This window comes from Mycobacterium paraffinicum, assembly GCF_025822865.1.
GTDB lineage: Bacteria > Actinomycetota > Actinomycetes > Mycobacteriales > Mycobacteriaceae > Mycobacterium > Mycobacterium paraffinicum.
In genome coordinates this window covers 1-19,771 of record NZ_JACKUR010000032.1, presented here as the reverse complement: position 1 = coordinate 19,771, position 19,771 = coordinate 1, and the positions used below count along the sequence as shown (strand labels likewise).

At 65.7% G+C, this 19,771-nt stretch carries 19 protein-coding genes; 12 read left to right on the top strand and 7 right to left on the bottom strand.

The window, feature by feature from the left end; translation table 11 throughout:
- Window positions 1-66 precede the first annotated feature (66 nt).
- The 3 genes from H7J89_RS21850 to H7J89_RS21840 all read left to right on the top strand — a co-directional run bounded on the left by H7J89_RS21850 (window position 67) and on the right by H7J89_RS21840 (window position 4,302).
- Entirely contained in the window at window positions 67-753 is a 687-nt protein-coding gene (locus H7J89_RS21850; RefSeq protein WP_264046581.1) for a TetR/AcrR family transcriptional regulator, read from the top strand.
- A gap of 73 nt (window positions 754-826) precedes the next feature.
- Window positions 827-1,375: an MmpS family transport accessory protein gene (locus tag H7J89_RS21845; RefSeq protein WP_264046579.1), complete on the top strand. Its 549-nt coding sequence runs from the start codon at window positions 827-829 to the stop codon at window positions 1,373-1,375.
- The gene (locus H7J89_RS21840) at window positions 1,372-4,302 is read left to right on the top strand and encodes an MMPL/RND family transporter (protein WP_264046577.1); all 2,931 of its coding nucleotides are present in this window, start codon (window positions 1,372-1,374) and stop codon (window positions 4,300-4,302) included. The genes H7J89_RS21845 and H7J89_RS21840 overlap by 4 nt, the downstream gene beginning before the upstream one ends.
- Window positions 4,303-4,367: 65 nt before the next feature.
- Here the strand turns inward: H7J89_RS21840 and H7J89_RS21835 are convergent, their stop codons facing one another.
- From H7J89_RS21835 to H7J89_RS21820, 4 genes are read right to left on the bottom strand one after another with little or no spacing between them, the layout of a single operon-like run.
- Window positions 4,368-4,814 carry a DUF5078 domain-containing protein gene (locus H7J89_RS21835; protein ID WP_067202009.1) on the bottom strand — a complete coding sequence of 149 codons (447 nt, stop codon included), beginning with the start codon at window positions 4,812-4,814 and terminating at the stop codon, window positions 4,368-4,370.
- 53 nt (window positions 4,815-4,867) lie between these two features.
- Entirely contained in the window at window positions 4,868-5,785 is a 918-nt protein-coding gene (locus H7J89_RS21830) for a crotonase/enoyl-CoA hydratase family protein (protein WP_264046574.1), read from the bottom strand.
- A 7-nt stretch (window positions 5,786-5,792) separates the two neighbouring features.
- Entirely contained in the window at window positions 5,793-6,104 is a 312-nt protein-coding gene (locus tag H7J89_RS21825; protein ID WP_264046572.1) for a hypothetical protein, read from the bottom strand.
- A 10-nt stretch (window positions 6,105-6,114) separates the two neighbouring features.
- Window positions 6,115-8,229 carry a prolyl oligopeptidase family serine peptidase gene (locus tag H7J89_RS21820; protein ID WP_264046570.1) on the bottom strand — a complete coding sequence of 705 codons (2,115 nt, stop codon included), beginning with the start codon at window positions 8,227-8,229 and terminating at the stop codon, window positions 6,115-6,117.
- Between the two features lie 66 nt (window positions 8,230-8,295).
- Between H7J89_RS21820 and exaC the strand changes: the two genes are divergently transcribed.
- From exaC to H7J89_RS21790, 6 genes are read left to right on the top strand one after another with little or no spacing between them, the layout of a single operon-like run.
- The gene (exaC, locus tag H7J89_RS21815) at window positions 8,296-9,819 is read left to right on the top strand and encodes an acetaldehyde dehydrogenase ExaC (RefSeq protein ID WP_264046569.1); all 1,524 of its coding nucleotides are present in this window, start codon (window positions 8,296-8,298) and stop codon (window positions 9,817-9,819) included.
- Window positions 9,819-10,301, top strand: a complete 483-nt coding sequence (locus H7J89_RS21810) for a DUF779 domain-containing protein (RefSeq protein WP_264046567.1) — start codon at window positions 9,819-9,821, stop codon at window positions 10,299-10,301. The genes exaC and H7J89_RS21810 overlap by 1 nt, the downstream gene beginning before the upstream one ends.
- 19 nt (window positions 10,302-10,320) lie before the next feature.
- Window positions 10,321-10,599 (top strand): putative holin, encoded by a 279-nt coding sequence (locus H7J89_RS21805; RefSeq protein WP_264046565.1) that lies wholly within the window; start codon window positions 10,321-10,323, stop codon window positions 10,597-10,599.
- Complete coding sequence (locus tag H7J89_RS21800) at window positions 10,592-11,161, top strand: hypothetical protein (protein WP_264046563.1); 570 nt, start codon at window positions 10,592-10,594, stop codon at window positions 11,159-11,161. The genes H7J89_RS21805 and H7J89_RS21800 overlap by 8 nt, the downstream gene beginning before the upstream one ends.
- A 33-nt stretch (window positions 11,162-11,194) precedes the next feature.
- Window positions 11,195-12,589, top strand: a complete 1,395-nt coding sequence (gene lpdA / locus H7J89_RS21795; RefSeq protein ID WP_264046561.1) for a dihydrolipoyl dehydrogenase — start codon at window positions 11,195-11,197, stop codon at window positions 12,587-12,589.
- A gap of 6 nt (window positions 12,590-12,595) precedes the next feature.
- Complete coding sequence (locus tag H7J89_RS21790; RefSeq protein WP_067201985.1) at window positions 12,596-12,868, top strand: hypothetical protein; 273 nt, start codon at window positions 12,596-12,598, stop codon at window positions 12,866-12,868.
- A gap of 11 nt (window positions 12,869-12,879) precedes the next feature.
- Here the strand turns inward: H7J89_RS21790 and H7J89_RS21785 are convergent, their stop codons facing one another.
- Window positions 12,880-13,440 carry a carboxymuconolactone decarboxylase family protein gene (locus tag H7J89_RS21785; protein WP_264046556.1) on the bottom strand — a complete coding sequence of 187 codons (561 nt, stop codon included), beginning with the start codon at window positions 13,438-13,440 and terminating at the stop codon, window positions 12,880-12,882.
- Window positions 13,437-14,861: an acetate metabolism transcriptional regulator RamB gene (ramB, locus tag H7J89_RS21780; RefSeq protein ID WP_264046554.1), complete on the bottom strand. Its 1,425-nt coding sequence runs from the start codon at window positions 14,859-14,861 to the stop codon at window positions 13,437-13,439. The genes H7J89_RS21785 and ramB overlap by 4 nt, the downstream gene beginning before the upstream one ends.
- A gap of 159 nt (window positions 14,862-15,020) precedes the next feature.
- Between ramB and H7J89_RS21775 the strand changes: the two genes are divergently transcribed.
- The 3 genes from H7J89_RS21775 (at window position 15,021) to H7J89_RS21765 (ending at window position 18,568) form a co-directional block, all read left to right on the top strand.
- Window positions 15,021-15,815, top strand: coding sequence for an acyl-[acyl-carrier-protein] thioesterase (locus H7J89_RS21775; RefSeq protein ID WP_264046552.1), 795 nt, complete (start codon window positions 15,021-15,023; stop codon window positions 15,813-15,815).
- A gap of 268 nt (window positions 15,816-16,083) precedes the next feature.
- Window positions 16,084-17,370, top strand: coding sequence for an isocitrate lyase (aceA, locus tag H7J89_RS21770; protein ID WP_264046550.1), 1,287 nt, complete (start codon window positions 16,084-16,086; stop codon window positions 17,368-17,370).
- A gap of 334 nt (window positions 17,371-17,704) precedes the next feature.
- Window positions 17,705-18,568 (top strand): 3-hydroxybutyryl-CoA dehydrogenase, encoded by an 864-nt coding sequence (locus H7J89_RS21765; RefSeq protein WP_264046548.1) that lies wholly within the window; start codon window positions 17,705-17,707, stop codon window positions 18,566-18,568.
- 20 nt (window positions 18,569-18,588) lie between these two features.
- Here H7J89_RS21765 and pcaA read toward each other — a convergent pair whose 3' ends face one another.
- On the bottom strand, window positions 18,589-19,455 hold the full coding sequence (pcaA, locus tag H7J89_RS21760) for a cyclopropane mycolic acid synthase PcaA (protein WP_264046545.1): 867 nt from the start codon (window positions 19,453-19,455) through the stop codon (window positions 18,589-18,591).
- Between the last annotated feature and the right edge of the window lie 316 nt (window positions 19,456-19,771).

Below are 19,771 nucleotides of genomic sequence, written 5' to 3'. Positions count from 1 at the left end.
CGGCCCGGGACGGTTCAATGTGGCCGGGTACAAATCACACGCCGTGCGTTATACAAATCACACGACGTGCGTTACGCTCTGGCGGTGGCGCAACTCACCTTCCAGCGCGCCCGCACCGAGGAGAAAAAGCGCCAACGTGCGGAGGCACTCGTGGAAGCCGCGCGTTCACTGGCGCTCGAGGCCGGCGCCGCGTCGGTCACGCTCACCGCTGTCGCCAGCCGGGCCGGAATTCACTACTCCGCCGTCCGCCGCTACTTCACCTCGCATAAGGAAGTCCTGCTGCGTCTGTCGGCGGAGGGGTGGGTGCGCTGGTCGACCACGGTGTCGGAGAAGCTGGCCGAGGCCGGCCCCAAGTCGCCGTCGCTAATCGCCGAGACACTCGCCAATGCCCTGGCTGAGGACCCGCTGTTCTGCGACCTGCTGGCCAACCTGCACCTGCACCTCGAACACGAGGTGGACGCTGACCGGGTGATCGAAGTCAAGCGGATCAGAACCGCCGCCACGCTCTCGCTCGCCGACTCGATCGAGTGCGCACTGCCGGCGCTTGGGCGTCCGGGATCGCTGGACATCTTGCTGGCCGCGTACTCGCTGGCGGCCACGCTGTGGCAGGTCGCCAACCCGCCGGAGCGCCTCAACGATGCCTATGCCGAGGAGCCGGGAGTGGTCCCCCCGGAGTGGAACCTGGATTTTGCAGCCGCCCTCACTCGCTTGCTGACCGCCACGTGCGTCGGGCTCATCTCGGGGTCGCAATGAACGCAGAGGGGAGGCCGGGGGCTGTGGCTTGGCGGATTGCAACCGGTGAATATCGGGAGGAGTTGGAGCGCTTATGAGGACGATTGAGCCGACGACGGAGCCGCTGATCACGCAGGGCTCCGCGGGTAGGGAGGGCAACGAGGTCGGGCCCCAGCGTGCCAACAAAAAGGGGCTTTTGGCGCGTTTCTGGTTGGTGCTCACGGTCGCGGCTGTCGTCGCGCTCTCGGGATTCGTCGTATACCGATTGCACGGCGTCTTCGGCGTGCACAGCGGTTCGTTCGGTGGTGGCACCTCGGGCGAGGTCCTCGACCAGTTCAACGCCAAGACAATCACGCTCGAGGTCTGGGGCTCACCGGGCAGCACGGCAACCATCAACTACCTCGACGAAAACTCCCATCCGCAGCAGGCACTGAACGTGCCCTTACCCTGGAGCATAGTTTTGAGTTCAACAAAGCCCGGCATCCCGGCAAACCTGTTGGCGCAAGGCGACGGCAGTTGGATCGCTTGCCGATTCGTCGTGAACAACCACGACGGGCACGGTGACGTCATCAAGGCTCCGAATCGCTCACACTCCAACGAAACCGTGAACCCGTTCGTCTACTGCCTGGACAAGTCCGCATGAGCGAGCCAGGCGAGGCCCCGCCGCGCGTCGATCAGCCGCTGATCCCGCCGTTCCTGCCGCGGATGATCCATCGGCTCGCCCTGCCGATCGTCCTGGTGTGGTTGGGCATCGTGTTCGTCACCAATACCGTGGCCCCGCAGCTGGAGGTCGTCTCCAAGCATCAAGCGGTGTCGCAGAGTCCGACGGATGCGCCCTCGTTCCAATCGATGATGCACGTCGGATCGACGTTCAAGGAATTCAACTCCGATGCCTCGGCCATGATCGTGCTGGAGGGCAACCAGCCGCTGGGGGCCGAAGCGCACCGCTACTACGACGAAATCGTCAAGCGGGTCGAGCAAGACACCAAGCACGTTCAGCACGTCCAGGATTTCTGGAGTGATCCGCTGACCGCCGCGGGCTCCCAGAGCCACGACCAAAAGGCGGCGTACGTCCAGGTTTACCTTTCCGGCAGGATGGGCGGCAGCCTGGCCTCCGAGTCGGCCGAAGCCGTTCGGAAGATTGTGGACTCGGTGCCCGCGCCACCCGGGATCAAGGCCTATGTCACCGGGGCCGGTCCGCTGATCGCCGATCAGTCGCACGCGGGTGAAAAAGGTATCGCAATAGTCACCATGGTGACGATCCTGGTGATCATCGTGATGCTGCTGATCGTGTACCGGTCGGTGAGCACGGTGATGATCATGCTGGCCATGGTCTTCATCGAGTTGGCTGCGGCACGGGGCGTCGTCGCGACGCTGGGAAATTATGGGATCATGGGGCTGTCCACCTTCGCCAACAATATGCTGGTGTTGTTGGCGATCGCTGCCAGCACCGACTACGCGATCTTTATCGTAGGCCGCTACCACGAGGCACGCGGGCTGGGAGAGACGCGTGAAGAAGCGTTCTACACCATGTTTCACGGCACTGCGCATGTGGTGCTGGGTTCGGGCCTGACCATCGCCGGCGCGATGTACTGCTTGAGCTTCTGCCGGTTGCCGTACTTCCAAACTATGGGCGTGCCCTGCGCCGTCGGAATGCTGGTCGCGGTCTTCGGTGCGTTGACTTTGGGCCCGGCGGTGCTCACCGTTGCCACTTTCTTCAAGCTGATGGACCCGAAGCGAAAGCTGCAGACCCGGGGCTGGCGCCGAATCGGCACCGCAGTCGTGCGGTGGCCCGCTCCCATCCTGGCGGTGACGATCGGGATCGCCCTCGTCGGTCTGATAGCTCTGCCCGGCTATAAGACGGACTACGACACCCGCCACTTTCTCCCGCCGGATACTCCGGCCAACGTCGGCTATGCGGCAGCCGACCGGCACTTCAACCAGGCCCGGCTCAATCCCGAGCTGTTGATGATCGAGACCGATCATGACTTGCGTAACCCGGCTGACTTCCTGGTCCTGGAAAAGGTCGCCAAGGCGGTCTTCCACATCCCCGGCATCGGCCGGGTGCAAACCATCACCCGGCCGCTGGGCACGCCGCTCGACCACAGCACCCTCGGGTTTCAGATGAGTGCCCAGGCCGCAGGGCGGATCCAGACGCAGCACTATCAGGACGAGCAGGCGGCGAACCTGCTCAAGCAGGCGGACGAGCTGCGCAAGACGATGGCAACGCTGCATGAGCAGATGCAGGTCACACAGGACCTCACCAACACCACGCATGAGACCACCAAGCTAACGAAGGAAACCGTGAAGATAACCGAGGAGTTGCGCGACGAGATCGCCAACTTCGACGACTTCTTCCGGCCGATCCGCAGCTATTTCTACTGGGAAAGGCACTGCTATGACGTTCCGGCCTGCTGGGCGCTGCGGTCCCTCTTCGACGCGCTCGACGGTATCGACGCGGTGAGCGACAACATCGAGAAGCTCAGCGCGAATCTGGACAAACTGGATCAGATTCAACCCAAGCTTGTGGAGCTGATACCGCCGCAGATCGAAAGCCAGCAGCGCAACCTCGACACCGTCATGTCGAACTACGCGACCACAAGGGGTCTCAACGACCAGGCCAAAGCGCAGTCTGACAACGCCACCGCCCAGGGCGACGCCTTCGACAGAGCAAAAAACGACGACACGTTCTATCTGCCGCCGGAGGCGTTCAAGAGCCCGGATTTCGCACGGGGTCTCAAACAATTCATCTCGCCGGACGGGCACGCCGTCCGGCTGATCATCTCGCATGAGGGCGACCCGGCTACACCCGAGGGTGTCAACCACATCGACCCGATCAAGCAGGCCGTGCACGAGGCGATCAAGGGCACCCCGTGGGAGGGCGCCAAGGTTTACCTGGGCGGCACCGCCGCAACGTACAAGGACATGCGTGACGGATCCAACATGGACCTGATGATCGCCGGAATCGCCGCGACCACGTTGATTTTCATCATCATGTTGGTCATCACCCGAAGCTTGGTCGCGGCGTTCGTGATAGTAGGAACCGTTCTGCTGTCGCTGGGCGCATCGTTCGGGCTCTCCGTGCTGCTATGGCAGTACATCCTGGGCATCAACCTGCACTGGATGGTGCTGGCGATGGCGATCATCCTGCTGTTGGCGGTCGGGTCCGACTACAATCTGCTGCTGATATCGAGGTTCAAAGAAGAGATTCACGCCGGACTCAGGACGGGCATCATCCGCGCCGTGGCCGGTTCGGGCTCGGTGGTGACCTCTGCCGGGCTGGTGTTTGCCGCGACGATGGCCACATTTGCGTTCAGCCCGTTGCGGGTCATGGCCCAGGTAGGTACGACGATCGCGCTGGGCTTGTTGTTCGACACCTTGATCGTGCGGTCGTTCATGACGCCGTCGCTGGCCACCTTGCTCGGGCGCTGGTTCTGGTGGCCGCAGCACGTGCGTCCACGGCCGGCCAGCACAATGCTGCGACCGTACGGCCCGCGTCCCGCCGTGCGCGATTTGCTCCTCAAGAACGTCGAGGAGCACCCCCCGGGCGGAGTGGTACAGCCGCGCTGATCCGAGCGTCACACAAAGAAATCCGCGCGCCCCTTCCTCGGGGACGCGCGGATTTCTTTAGGCGCTCAGGCCCAGTTCCACACCGACATATCGCCGGGCGGGTACTGGGCGCACGCGTCGGTCGCCTTGGCGACGACGCCCTTGTTGTTGAAGAAGAGCTTCATGTGGTTGGGCCACGCGTACCACAGCGGGTCGTTGTTGTAGAAGTTCTCCGAATACGTCCGGCGGTCCTCCGGCGACAACGAGTAGAACCAGTGGACCTTGTCGATCGTCGCCTGCTGGACGTTCGGGTGGTTGTTGAAGTCGATCATGTACCGCTGGTAGTACACCGGGCTGGTGTCGCGGGTGGCCGCCATGATCTGCTCGGCGTCGCAGGTGGTGTTGATCATCCTGCGCGGAATCGGGAAGTCCTCCGTGGAATCGGCTACGGCGGTTTTCGGGAACGCCGTAGCGGCGATACCCAAAGCGAAGACAGCGACGCCTGCACGCAGGCCAGAACTCAGCCGGGACATAGTTGTTAACGGTAACACTTTTTGGGCGGCGGCGGACAAGTTCCTAGTTCATCTCAGCATTGGCCGCGATCAGGCACGATGACGTGCGCGGGGTCGGGCCGCAGCTCCGGCGGGGCCTGGCTGTAGTCCCCGAAGGGACCGTCGCGGCGCTCGACCGCGGCCCGAACGCCCTGGGTTTCGGCGGTCTTGATGAAGTCCAGCGCGTCGGGGGTGTTGCGCATCAGGCCGTCGAGGATGCCGCCGAGCGTCTGGGTGGACGCCAACCCCATGTTCTCGTAGGCCTGATTGACGATCAGCTTCTGCGCCTGCAGCTGCGACAGCGGAATCCGGGCCAGCTCGGCGGCGATCTCGGCGACCCGGGCCTCGAGGCGCTCGAACGGCACCGCCTCGTTGATCAGCTCGACCTCGGCCGCTTGCACGCCGGTCAGCGGCCGTCCGGTCAGCGAATGCCACTTGGCCTTGGCGAAGCTGAGCCGGTAGAGCCACATCCCGCTCAGGTATGCGCCCCACATCCTGCTGTACGGGGTACCGATCACCGCGTCGTTGCTGGCGATGACCAGGTCGGCGCACAGCGCGTAGTCGCTGGCCCCGCCCACGCACCAGCCATGGACCTGGGCGATGACCGGCTTGGATGCCCGCCAGATGGCCATGAACTTATTTGTGGGCCCGGTCTCGCGGGAGGTGACCATCGCGAAGTCCTTGCCGGGATCCCACTTGCCGTCGGTCATCATCGACTCGCCCCAGTGCGCGAAGCCGCCGCCGAAGTCGTAGCCGCCGGAGAACGCCCGGCCGGCGCCGCGCAGCACGATGACCTTGACGGCCGGGTCGCGCTCCGCCAGCCCGACGGCCGCCTCGATCTCGTCGGGCATGGGCGGCACGATCGTGTTGAGCTGCTCCGGACGGTTCAGCGTGATGGTGGCCACCGGGCCGGCCGTCGTGTACAGGAGCGTCTCGAAGTCGCTGGTCGGCATGGCTTCCTTACGGGTCGGGCTGACGGTTTTCCGGTGACGACGCGTAGATGCGGTCGCCGATCTTCAGATACGGCGTCGTCAGGTAAGCCGACATGACGACGAGGCCGGAGAAGATCACCGCCACGCAGACGGCGTTCGGCCAGAGCCGGCCCGTGCCGGCCGCGAAGCAGACGGTGCCGATGATCGCGGTCGCCCAGTAGAACCGACGGCCGGCGCGGCGGTCACCGATGAAGCGGTAGCGTGCCTGCGCCGCCGAGACCAGGACGAAGATCAATCCGGTCGCCAGCAGGGTGAGTTCGATGCGTTGGGTCGCTGACACGCCGACGATCTTATGGTCCGGTCTTGGGGCCTGCCAGCATCCGCCACAGGAACGAGTAGGTCAGCGCCGACTTGAACGCGACCTGTTGGTTGTCGGCCGCCCCGGCGTGGCCCCCCTCGATGTTCTCGTAGTAGTAGACCCGGTGACCCGCCGCCTCCAGCGCGGCCGTCATCTTGCGGGCGTGGCCCGGATGCACCCGATCGTCGCGGGTGGACGTGGTCATCAGCACCGGAGGATAGTGGCGCGTGGCCGAAATGTTCTGGTAGGGCGAGTAGTCGGAGATGAACGCCCAGTCGTCCGGGTTGTCGGGGTCGCCATACTCGGCCATCCACGAGGCGCCCGCGAGCAGCAGGTGGTAGCGCTTCATGTCCAGCAGCGGCACGCTGCAGACCAGCGCGCCGAACCTGTCGGGGTACTGGGTCAGCATGATGCCCATCAGCAGGCCGCCGTTGCTGCCGCCCTGCGCACCGAGCTGGTCGACGGTGGTAATGCCGCGATTCACCAAATCGGTTGCCACCGCGGCGAAGTCCTCGGCCACTTTGTGCCGGTTCTCGCGCATGGCCTGGGTGTGCCAGCCGGGCCCGTACTCCCCGCCACCGCGGATGTTGGCCAGCACGTAGGTGCCACCGCGGGCCAGCCACAACCGGCCGAGCACGCCGCTGTAGGCGGGGGTGTTGGCCGATTCGAAGCCGCCGTAGCCGTACAGCATGGTCGGCCCCGGGCCCCGCGCATCGGCGGGCCGCACCACGAAGTACGGGATCGGCGTGCCGTCCTGCGACGCCACGAAATGCTGGGCGACGGCTATGTTGCCGGCGTCGAAGAAGGCCGGCGCGGACTTGATCTGGTCGAGCGGGCCGGCACCGTTGCCGCGCATGAGCCGCGACGGGGTGACGAATCCACTGGAATCGAGAAAGAACTCGTCGCCGGTGTCGTCGGCGGCGACGACGACGGTGTTGGTCGCGTCGGGGATGCCGGCGACCGGCTCGCGCCGCCAGGTGCCCCGTGACGGGTCGTCACGTGAGGGCGGTGACGATCGCAAGCGCGGCGAAGCCGGGCGCTGCGGGTCGTCACGTGAGGGCGGTGTGACGATCTCCACCCGGCTGGCCACGTCGGCGAGCGTGACCATCAACAGGCGGTCGCGCGTCCACGCGTAGTGGTTCAGCGCGGTGTGCTCGTCGGGCTCGAACACCACACTCAATTCGGCTGTACCCGAGAGGAATTCGTCATAGTCTGCGGCCAGCAGGGAGCCGGCGGGATAGCTCTGAGCGCCGTAGAACCAATCGGTGCGCAGCTCGATCAGCAGCCACTCCCGGTGTATCGACAAGCTGGCGTCGGTGGGCGCGTCGATCCGGATCAGCTCGGGGCCGCGCAGCTCGTAGACCTCTTCGTTCCAGAAGTCCAGGGCCCGCCCCAGCAGGGTGCGCTCGAAGCCGGGGGTGCGGTCCACCGAGGCGGACACGCGGACGTCGGTGCGGGCTCCCTCGAACACGGTCTCCGCGTCGGCCAGCGGGGTGCCCCGTCGCCACCGCTTGATCACCCGCGGGTAGCCCGAGTCGGTGAGCGAGTCGGCGCCGAAGTCCGTGCCCACCAGGACGGTGTCGGGATCCGCCCAGGCCAGTTGCGACTTGGCCTCCGGCAGTGCAAATCCGTCGGTGACGAATTCTCTTGTGGCCATGTCGAATTCGCGCACGATGGAGGCGTCCGAGCCGCCCCTGGACAGCGCGACCAGGGCGCGCGTGTACTCCGGGTCGATGACGCCGGCGCCGGCCCACACCCACTTCTCGTCCTCGGCCCGGCCCAACTCGTCGACATCGATCAGCACGTCCCACTCGGGGGCATCGGTCCGATAGCTCTGAAGCGTCGTGCGCCGCCACAGCCCGCGCGGGTTGTCGGCGTCGCGCCAGAAGTTGTAGAGGTACTCGCCGCGGCGGACCACGTACGGGATGCGGGCGTCGGTGTCGAGCACCTCGAGCGCCTCGGTGCGCATTCGCTCGAACTCCGCGTCGCGGAATGTGGCCAGTGTCGGTTCGTTGCGCGCCCGCACCCAATCCAGCGCCTCGTCGCCGGTGACTTCCTCGAGCCACAGGTAGGGGTCACGGTCGTCGTCGGGGGCTTGCGATGTCATGACCGCCATTGTGGCCTCCGGCGGTAGTGTGAGGTGTATTACACAGGCGAGCGAGGAGCCGAGAAGATGACTGTTTTCGCACGTCCAGGTTCCGCTGGGGCGTTGATGTCGTATGAAGCCCGCTACGACAACTTCATCGGGGGCGAATGGGTCCGGCCAGCGCAGGGGCGCTATTTCGAGAACCCGACACCGGTGACCGGCCAGCCGTTCTGCGAGGTGGCCCGGTCCGACGAGGCCGATGTCGAGAAGGCGCTCGACGCGGCCCACGGGGCGGCAGGGGCGTGGGGCAAGACCCCACCGGCCGAACGGGCGGCGATCCTGAACAAGATCGCCGACCGGATCGAGGAGAACAAGGCCGCGCTGGCGGTGGCCGAGGTGTGGGACAACGGTAAACCGATCCGCGAGGCGCTGGGCGCCGACATCACGCTGGCGGTCGACCATTTCCGGTACTTCGCCGGGGCGATCCGCGCGCAGGAGGGCTCGCTGTCCCAGATCGACGAGGACACCGTCGCCTACCACTTCCACGAGCCGCTCGGCGTGGTCGGGCAGATCATTCCGTGGAACTTCCCGATCCTGATGGCCACCTGGAAGCTGGCGCCCGCGCTGGCGGCCGGCAACGCGGTGGTGCTCAAACCCGCCGAGCAGACACCGGTTTCGGTGCTCTACCTGATGTCGCTGATCGGTGACCTGCTGCCGGCGGGCGTGGTCAACGTCGTCAACGGGTTCGGCGCCGAGGCGGGCAAGCCGCTGGCGTCGAGCAACCGGATCGCCAAGATCGCGTTCACCGGTGAGACGACCACTGGACGGCTGATCATGCAGTACGCGTCGCAGAACCTTATCCCGGTCACGCTGGAGCTCGGCGGCAAGAGCCCCAACATCTTCTTCTCCGACGTGATGGCCAAGGGTGACGACTTCCAGGACAAGGCGCTCGAGGGGTTCACCATGTTCGCCCTCAACCAGGGCGAGGTGTGCACCTGCCCGTCTCGCAGCCTGGTCCAGTCCGACATCTACGACGAGTTCCTGGAGCTCGCCGCCATCCGGACGAAGGCGGTGCGGCAGGGCGATCCGCTGGACACCGAGACGATGCTGGGTTCGCAGGCATCCAACGACCAGCTGGAAAAGGTGTTGTCCTACATCGAGATCGGCAAGGACGAGGGCGCCAAGGTCATCACCGGCGGGGAGCGCGCCGAGCTGGGCGGCGACCTGTCCGGCGGTTACTACATGCAGCCGACGATCTTCGCCGGCAACAACAAGATGCGGATCTTCCAGGAGGAGATCTTCGGCCCGGTGGTGGCGGTGACGTCGTTCTCCGACTACGACGACGCGATCTCGATCGCCAACGACACCCTCTACGGTCTGGGCGCCGGGGTGTGGAGCCGCGACGGCAACACCGCCTACCGGGCCGGGCGTGACATCCAGGCCGGTCGGGTGTGGGTCAACTGCTACCACGTGTATCCCGCCCACGCCGCGTTCGGCGGCTACAAGCAATCGGGCATCGGCCGGGAGAACCACAAGATGATGCTCGACCACTACCAGCAGACCAAGAACCTGATGGTGTCCTACTCCGATAAGGCCCAGGGCTTCTTCTGATGGTCCCGGCCCCTCCACCGGGTGTCGTCATCACCGCGGGCGCCGCCGAACTGTTGGAGCGACTGCAGGACCGGCACGGCCCGGTGATGTTCCACCAGTCCGGCGGCTGCTGCGACGGGTCGTCGCCGATGTGCTACCCACTCGGTGACTTCCTCGTCGGCGACCGCGACGTGTTGCTCGGGGTGCTCGACGTCGGCACGGACGGGGTGCCGGTGTGGATCTCGGGCCCGCAGTATCAGACCTGGAAGCACACCCAGCTCGTCATCGACGTGGTCCCGGGCCGGGGCGGCGGGTTCAGCCTGGAGGCGCCCGAAGGGGTGCGGTTCCTGTCCCGCGGCCGCGTCTTCACCGACGACGAACAGGCCGGGCTGCGGGACGCCCGGGTCATCACCGGCGCCGACTACGAACGTGGCGAACGCCCTTGCGCGCGCGGTCAGGTGGTGACCGACGCGGCATTCCGAACGTGCCCTCCCGGTCGGTGACCGCAGTAATGTCGAAATCGTGATCCCCCTTCCGCGTCCGCGGTTGTTGGCCGGCGCCATGCTGATCGGTGTCGCGGTCGGGTTACTCGCGGGGGTGGGATTCGCCGTGGCCATCCAGCTGAGCCTCCGCCCGGCCTTCGCCATCGCCGCGGTGGCCGCGATTCCCAGCTTGGCCGGGCTGCTGACGATCCTCTTTTCCGGACGTCGGTGGGTGACAATGCTCGGCGCGTTCGTCCTGGCGGTGGCTCCCGGCTGGTTCGGTGTGCTCGTCGCCCTCCAGGTGACCTCCCATGGCTGACGACGACACCCCGTCGAGTCCGGGCACCCAGTCCTGGGTGCCCGACTTCTCCGATTCCGACGAGGACACCGGCACCCAATCGTGGGTGCCGGATTTCTCGGACGACTCCGAGGACGCCGGCGAGCAGCCCGCCGCCGCGAAGGGCGAACCGGAGGCCTCGGAGCCGGCCGCATCCGAACAGGGTGCGGACGCCGAATCCGCTGTGGCGCCGGTGCAACCCGTCACCGTTCCCGGGCGCTACCTCTACCTGAAGTGGTGGAAGCTGCTGCTGGTGACCCTCGGCGTGTGGTGTGTGGCGGCCGTCGTCGGGTTCGGCCTGTTCTATTGGTGGTTTCACTCGATCGACCAGACCGCGGCGCTCTTCGCGGTCCTGGTGTACGTCGTGGCGTGCGCAGTCGGTGGCGTGCTGCTCGCGATGGTCGAGGGCAAGCCGCTGGTCTCGGCGCTGTCGCTGGCGGTGATGTCGGGGCCGTTCGCCTCGCTGGCCGCCGCGGCGCCCCTGCACGGCTATTACCACTGCGCGCGGGTGGGCCACTGCCTCCTCGGCCTCATTCCGTATTAACGCCTCGCCCGGGCGGCCACTAGGGTAGGGGCCGTGACCCATTTTGACGTCGTCGTCCTCGGGGCCGGTCCCGGCGGATATGTCGCAGCCATTCGTGCCGCACAGCTCGGCCTGAACACCGCAGTCGTGGAACCGAAGTACTGGGGCGGAGTCTGCCTCAACGTCGGCTGCATTCCGTCCAAGGCGTTGCTGCGCAACGCCGAGCTGGTGCAGATCTTCACCAAAGAAGCCAAGACTTTCGGGATGAACGGCGAGGCGACGTTCGATTACGGCGCCGCCTTCGATCGCAGCCGCAAGGTGGCCGAGGGCCGGGTCGCGGGCGTGCACTTCCTGATGAAGAAGAACAAGATCACCGAGATCAACGGGTACGGCCGGTTCACCGACGCCAACACGTTGTCGGTAGACCTCAACGACGGCGGGACCGAGACCGTTACGTTCGACAACGCCATCATCGCCACCGGCAGCAGCACCCGGCTGGTGCCCGGGACGTCGCTGTCGGCCAACGTGGTGACCTACGAGGAACAGATCCTCTCGCGCGAGTTGCCCGAGTCGATCGTCATCGCCGGTGCCGGCGCGATCGGCATGGAGTTCGGCTACGTCATGAAGAACTACGGCGTGGACGTGACCATCGTGGAGTTCCTGCCGCGCGCGCTGCCCAACGAGGACGCCGACGTCTCCAAGGAGATCGAGAAGCAGTTCAAGAAGCTGGGCATCAAGATCCTCACCGGGACCAAGGTCGAGTCAATCGACGACAACGGCGCCGAGGTGACCGTCGTGGTCAGCAAGGACGGTAATTCTGAGGAAATCAAGGCCGCAAAGGTGTTGCAGGCCATCGGTTTTGCGCCGAACGTCGAGGGGTATGGCCTGGAGAAGGCCGGCGTCGCGCTGACCGACCGCAAGGCCATCGGTATCAACGAATACATGATCACCAGCGTGCCGCACATCTACGCCATCGGTGACGTCACCGGGAAATTGATGCTGGCCCACGTCGCGGAGGCCATGGGTGTGGTGGCGGCCGAAACCATTGCCGGCGCAGAGACTTTGGCGCTGGGCGACTACCGGATGTTGCCGCGGGCCACGTTCTGCCAGCCCCAGGTGGCCAGCTTCGGGCTGACCGAGCAGCAGGCCCGCGACGAAGGCCACGATGTCGTGGTGGCGAAGTTCCCGTTCACGGCCAACGGCAAGGCGCACGGCCTAGGCGACCCCAGCGGCTTCGTCAAGCTGGTCGCCGACGCGAAGCATCTCGAACTGCTCGGCGGGCACCTGGTCGGCCACGACGTGTCCGAGCTGCTGCCCGAGCTGACGCTGGCGCAGAAATGGGACCTGACCGCCAACGAGCTGGCGCGCAACGTGCACACGCATCCGACCCTGTCGGAGGCGCTGCAGGAGTGCTTCCACGGCCTGGTCGGCCACATGATCAACTTCTAAAGCCAGATGCGCAGCGACATCGTTCTGGGGGCCGTCGGCGGTCTCGCCGCGGGTTATGTCCTGTGGTTAGCGGCCTTTTCGATCGCCGACGACAACGCGGCGGTGGGGCAGTGGGCCCCGACGGTGTTGCTGCTGTCGCTAGCGCTGGCGGTCTGCGCCACGATGTGGGCGTCGTTGCTGCGCCGGCGCAGGAAATACGCCTGGTCGGGGTTCGGGTTCGGGCTCTCCGTGCCGCCGCTGCTGCTGACGCTGGCCGTGCTCGCCAGCGTCTACCTCTGACGGGCGCGGGTCTAGCGCGGGTTGTCCAGCGGGATGTCCAGGGCCGCCATCGTCGCGGCCAGGCCGTCGTATTGGCTTGCCAGCAAGCAGAATTCGATCAGCTGACGCCGGTCCAGGTGCTCCGCGAGCTGCTGCCACGTGGCATCGGTGATGGTGCGGTCCCGGACGAACTCGTCGGTGGCCGTCAGCAGTGCCTGCTGGCGCACGGTCAGGCGCGCCTCGACGGGGTCCAGCCGCTCGGGCCACGCGAAGATGGCGGCCTGCAGGTCGGCGTCGAGCCCCTGCTTGGCGGCCATCCGGCGATGGTGCTGCAGTTCGTATTCGCAACCGCGCACGTGCGCGACCCGCAGGATCACCAGCTCGGTATCGACCGCCGGCAGCCGGCCCCGCAGCACGCGGCCGCTGTAAATGCTCCACGCCAAGAACAGCAGGCGGTGCTGACCCAGCGTGGTGAACAGATGCATCTCGGGCGCCCGGACCGTGCGCGCGGCCAGCTTCGCGAGAACCCAGTTGACCGGGCCCAGTTCGCGGAACCGTCCCGACGGGATGCGGCCGTTCGGAGCGCCGGTCACGGTTGCTTCACCAGGTACGGGGAGACCGTGCTGCGGTGCTCATCGAGATCCAGGGCGCGCCCCAAGGCCGGGAACGCCCGCTGCGGGCAGTTGTCGCGTTCGCAGACCCGGCAGCCCGCGCCGATCGGTGTGGCCACTGTTCCTGAATCTCCCGAGACGTCGAGTCCTTCCGAGTAGACGAGCCGGTGCGCATGGCGCAGCTCGCAGCCCAGCCCGATCGCGAAGGTTTTACCCGGCTGACCATACCGGGCGGCCCGTCGCTCCACGGTCCGGGCCACCCACATGTAGTTGCGTCCGTCGGGCATCTGGGCGATCTGGACCAGGATCTTGCCCGGGTTGGCGAACGTTTCATACACGTTCCACAGCGGGCAGGTGCCGCCGCTGGATGAGAAGTGAAACCCGGTGGCGGACTGGCGTTTTGACATGTTGCCGGCACGGTCGACGCGGACGAACGAGAACGGCACGCCGCGCATCGACGGCCGTTGCATCGTCGAAAGCCGGTGCGCGATGGTCTCGTAGCTCACCGAGTAGAAGGAGGACAACCGCTCGACGTCGTACCGGAAATTCTCCGAGACGTCGTGGAATTGGCGATAGGGCAGCACCGCGGCCGCGGCGAAGTAGTTGGCCAGCCCCAGCCGGGCCAGCGTGTGCGACTCGTCGCTGGTGAACTTGCCCTCCTCCACCAGGTGATCGATGAGGTCGCCGTACTCCAGGTAGGCCAATTCGGCGGCCATCTTGAACACCTGCTGACCGAGCGATAGGTGGTTGCTGATCTCCAGCGTCTTGGTCCCGGGGTCGTACCGGTGCAACACGGTGTCGCCGAGGTCGATCCGCCGGGTGATGTGCACGCCGTGCACCTCGGTCAGCCGACGGTTCAGCTCGCGGGCGAGGTCGCCATGGTGCATCCGCATCTGGATCGTGAGATCTTCGGCGGCGGTGTCCAGCTCGTGCAGGTAGTTCTGGCGTTGGTAGAAGTAGTCGCGCACCTCCTCGTGCGGCATGGTGATCGAGCCGCTGCCGCTGCCGTCGGAGAACCGCTCCTCGGTCGCGGCGGCCAGTTGCGCCGTGGTGATCCGGTAGCGCCGGTGCAGGTTGACCACCGCGCGGGCCAGGGTGGGGTGGGCGCTGACCATCTCGGCCACCTCGGTCGAGTCGACGTCGATGTCCAGGTCGCGATCCATGGTCACCTCGCGCAGCTCGGCGACCAGCCGGGTGTCGTCCTGCGAGGCGAAGAACGTCGCATCCACGCCGAACACCTCGGTGATCCGCAGCAGCACCGCCACCGTCAGGGGACGCACGTCGTGCTCGATCTGGTTCAGGTAGCTCGGGGAGATCTCCAGCATCTGGGCCAGGGCGGCTTGGGAGAAACCGCGCTCGTGGCGCAACTGGCGGACCCGGGAGCCGACGAAGGTCTTGGACACTTCACCCAGGGTACCGGGTTGCTAAGCGGAAGTTGGCAGAGTTCGCAGCGGCTCCGGTCGCATCGCGATTGGTTTTTGTCCCTGGGCGTTGGCATGATTCGCAACGAAGGCCCCAGGGTTGTCCTGGGGTGCCTACGAGGAGGAAACGGGAGCTCAGCCGTGAGCCTGGACAAAGAAATGATGCCGGTTCCCGACGGCCACCCCGATGTGTTCGATCGCGAATGGCCGCTGCGGGTGGCCGACATCGACCGCACGGGCCGGCTGCGGCTCGACGCAGCGTGCCGGCACATCCAGGACATCGGCCAGGACCAGCTGCGTGAAATGGGTTTCGAGGAAACCCACCCGCTGTGGATCGTTCGCCGCACGATGCTCGACCTGATCCGTCCGATCGAATTCCAGGACATGCTGCGCTGTCGCCGGTGGTGTTCGGGCACCTCGAACCGGTGGTGCGAGATGCGGGTTCGCGTCGACGGGCGCAAGGGCGGCCTGATTGAGTCCGAGGCCTTCTGGATCAACATCAACCGGGAAACCCAGATGCCGTCGCGCATCTCCGACGACTTCCTGGCGGGCTTGCACAAGACCACGTCCATCGACCGCCTGCGGTGGAAGGGTTACCTGAAGCCGGGCAGCCGCGACGACGCGCAGGAGATCCACGAATTTCCCGTCCGCGTCACCGACATCGACCTGTTCGACCACATGAACAACTCCGTGTACTGGAGTGTCGTCGAGGACTACCTGGCATCGCACCTGGCGCTGATGGCGCGGCCGCTGCGCATCACGATCGAGCACGAGGCGCCGGTGGCGCTGGGCGACAAACTGGAGATCATCTCGCACATCCATCCGGCCGGTTCGACCGACCAGTTTGGTCCCGGACTGGTCGACCGCCCTGTTACAACGCTCACATATGCGGTCGGCGACGAGACCAAAGCGGTCGCCGCGCTCTTCAACCGCTAAACCGGACAAGCGTCCCGCTAAATTGCCGCTGACCTGCGGATATTGGGTTACTGATCGGTAGTTTCTGAAACGGTTAAGTTCCCGTTCATCTTCGCAATATTTGCAAATCGAGGGCCAGTCGTTGCGGAAATTGGCAAATGAAACGGCTGGACCTGCGTGAATAGCTGTGCCATCTTCGAGTTAGCACACCAGCGAAGTTGAGCCGTAGCTGCCGCCGGTGAAGCGTTTCATCAACCCAGTAGTGAAGATTCGTTAAGGAGCATGCCCAATGTCTGTCGTTGGCACCCCCAAGAGCCCGGAACAGATCCAGAAGGACTGGGACACCAACCCGCGTTGGAAGGGTGTTACCCGCACCTACAGCGCCGAGGACGTCGTCGCCCTGCAGGGCACTGTGGTCGAGGAGCACACGCTGGCTCGCCGCGGCGCCGAGGTGCTGTGGGAGCAGCTGCACGACCTGGAGTGGATCAACGCGCTCGGCGCGCTGACCGGCAACATGGCCGTCCAGCAGGTCCGCGCCGGCCTGAAGGCGATCTACCTGTCGGGCTGGCAGGTCGCCGGCGACGCCAACCTGTCCGGCCACACCTACCCCGACCAGAGCCTGTACCCCGCCAACTCGGTGCCGCAGGTGGTGCGTCGCATCAACAACGCGCTGCTGCGCGCCGACGAGATCGCCCGGGTCGAGGGCGACACCTCGGTGGAGAACTGGCTGGCCCCGATCGTGGCCGACGGTGAGGCGGGCTTCGGCGGTGCGCTGAACGTCTACGAGCTGCAGAAGGCGATGATCGCGGCGGGTGTCGCGGGCTCGCACTGGGAGGACCAGCTCGCGTCGGAGAAGAAGTGCGGCCACCTCGGCGGCAAGGTGCTCATCCCGACCCAGCAGCACATCCGGACGCTGACCTCCGCCCGCCTGGCGGCCGACGTCTGCGACGTGCCGACCGTGGTCATCGCCCGGACCGATGCCGAGGCGGCGACCCTGATCACTTCGGACGTCGACGAGCGTGACCAGCCGTTCATCACCGGTGAGCGGACCAAGGAAGGCTTCTACCGGGTGCGCAACGGCCTGGAACCCTGCATCGCCCGGGCCAAGGCCTACGCACCGTTCTCCGACCTGATCTGGATGGAGACCGGAACTCCGGACCTCGAGCTCGCCGCCAAGTTCGCCGAGGGCGTCAAGTCCGAGTTCCCAGACCAGATGCTGGCCTACAACTGCTCGCCGTCGTTCAACTGGAAGAAGCACCTTGACGACTCCACCATCGCGAAGTTCCAAAAGGAGCTCGCGGCAATGGGATTCAAGTTCCAGTTCATCACGCTGGCCGGCTTCCACGCCCTGAACTACTCGATGTTCGATCTGGCCTACGGTTACGCCCGCAACCAGATGAGCGCGTACGTGGAGCTGCAGGAGCGCGAGTTCGCCGCCGAGGAGCGCGGTTACACCGCGACCAAGCACCAGCGCGAGGTCGGTGCCGGTTACTTCGACCGCATCGCCACCACGGTTGACCCCACCTCGTCGACCACCGCGCTGACCGGCTCCACCGAAGAGGGTCAGTTTCACTGAGGACGAGCGGGCTCGGCCCGCGAGGACGAAGTGAAACCGGCGGCTTGAGGCACTGAGGACGAGCGGGCTCGGCCCGCGAGGACGAAGTGAAACCGGCGGCTTGAGGCACTGAGGACGAGCGGGCTCGGCCCGCGAGGACGAAGTGAAACCGACGGCTTGAGGCACTGAGGACGAGCGGGCTCGGCCCGCGAGGAGAGCAGAGCGGATCTGCACGGCTGTGATCCAGATTGTGCGAATGTGCCCCTGTTCACCGTGAAGTAGCATTGGCCCCGCCCAGCGATCCTGGGCGGGGCCTATTGCGGTGCAAGACGATACGAAACCGAAAGAGATGACAGTGAGCGACGCAGCGATTCAACGGGTAGGGGTTGTCGGGGCCGGCCAGATGGGATCCGGCATCGCCGAAGTCTCGGTCCGCGCCGGCGTCGACGTGACGGTGTTCGAAACCACTGACGCCCTGATCACGGCCGGACGCAACCGCATCGTCAAGTCGCTGGAGCGCGGCGTCAGCGCGGGCAAGGTCACCGAGCGGGAGCGTGACCGCGCGCTGAGCAAACTCACCTTCACCACCGACCTGAAGGACCTGGCCGACCGCCAACTGGTCATCGAGGCGATCATCGAGGACGAGGCCGTCAAGGCGGACATCTTCGCCGAACTCGACCGCGCCATCAGCGATCCCGACGCGGTGCTGGCATCCAATACGTCCAGCATCCCGATCATGAAGATTGCCGCGGCGACCAAGAACCCGCAGCGTGTGCTGGGCCTGCACTTCTTCAACCCCGTGCCGGTGCTGCCGCTGGTCGAGTTGGTCAGCACGCTGGTCACCGACGAAGCCGCCGCCGCGCGCACCGAGGAGTTCGCGAGCGCGGTGCTGGGCAAGCAGGTGGTGCGCTGCTCCGACCGGTCCGGCTTTGTCGTGAACGCGCTGCTGGTTCCCTACCTGTTGTCGGCAATTCGCATGGTGGAGGCCGGATTTGCCACCATCGAAGACGTCGACAAAGCGGTTGTCGCCGGGCTGTCGCACCCGATGGGCCCGCTGCGGCTGTCCGACCTGGTGGGCCTGGACACCCTGAAACTGATCGCGGACAAGATGTTCGAGGAATTCAAGGAACCGCAGTACGCCCCGCCGCCGCTGTTGCTGCGCATGGTGGAGGCGGGCCGGCTCGGCAAGAAGACCGGCCGGGGCTTCTACACGTACTGACGGCTGAGCCCGATTATGGGCTACTTCTTCTCCAGGGTGAACTGGTCGACGTCGGTGTAGCCCTGGCGGAACAGCTTCGCGCAGCCGGTCAGGTACTTCATGTACCGGTCGTAGACCTCTCTGGACTGGATGGCGATGGCCTCCTCGCGATTGGCCGACAGTGCGGCCGCCCACGTCTCCAGGGTCCTCGCGTAGTGCAGCTGCAGCGAGTGGACCCGGGTCAGTTCGAAGCCGGCGGTGACCGCGTACTCTCCGACGGTCTGCGGTGTCGGCAGCCAGCCCCCGGGGAAGATTTCGGTCAGGATGAACTGCGAGAAGTGCACGATCTCGTGGGTCAGGGTCATGCCCCGCGCCCGGGCGTCCTTGAAGGACGGGCGAACGATGGTGTGCAGCAACATCGCTCCGTCGGACGGCAGCGCCTGATACGCCATCTTGAAGAAGCGGCCGTAGCGCTGGCGGCCGAAGTGCTCGAAGGCGCCGATGGAGACGATGCGGTCGACGGGCTCGTGAAACTTCTCCCACCCCTCCAGCAGGACCCGCCGGGTCCGGGGGGTGTCGAGCTCGTCGAACATGGCTTGCACGTGCTTGGCCTGGTTCTCCGACAACGTCAGGCCCACGACGTTGACGTCGTACTTCTCGATCGCCCGCCGCATGGTGGCGCCCCAGCCGCAGCCGATGTCCAGCAACGTCATCCCCGGCTCGAGCCTCAGCTTGCCGAGCGCCAGGTCGATCTTGGCGAGCTGCGCGTCTTCCAGGGTCATGTCGTCACGCTCGAAGTAGGCGCAGCTGTATGTCTGAGTGGGGTCCAGGAACAGCCGGAAGAAGTCGTCGGACAGGTCGTAGTGGGCTTGCACGTTTCCAAAATGCGGCGTGAGCTGCACGGACATGTCGAGTAGAGCCTTTCATTATGCGGAGCCGGGGGCGGCCGACCGGCACGACGCACCCTCGCGTCACCCCCCATGCATCCCTGCATGCTAGTCGCTGCGGCTATGCGAGTCATCCGGCCGAGCGAGTCATAAGCGTCACACGGGACGGGTGGCATTGACAAAAGACGGCCGGGGACGCCGGGTCCGGAAGGCGCCTAGTACTGCAGCCGTAGTTTGAGGCCAGTGGTCTTGGGCGTGTCTGCGCTGGTCAGAGCGGTGACCGCGGCATCGTTCAGAGTTTGTGAAGACAACCGAATTGGCCGCGGTCGCCGCGGTT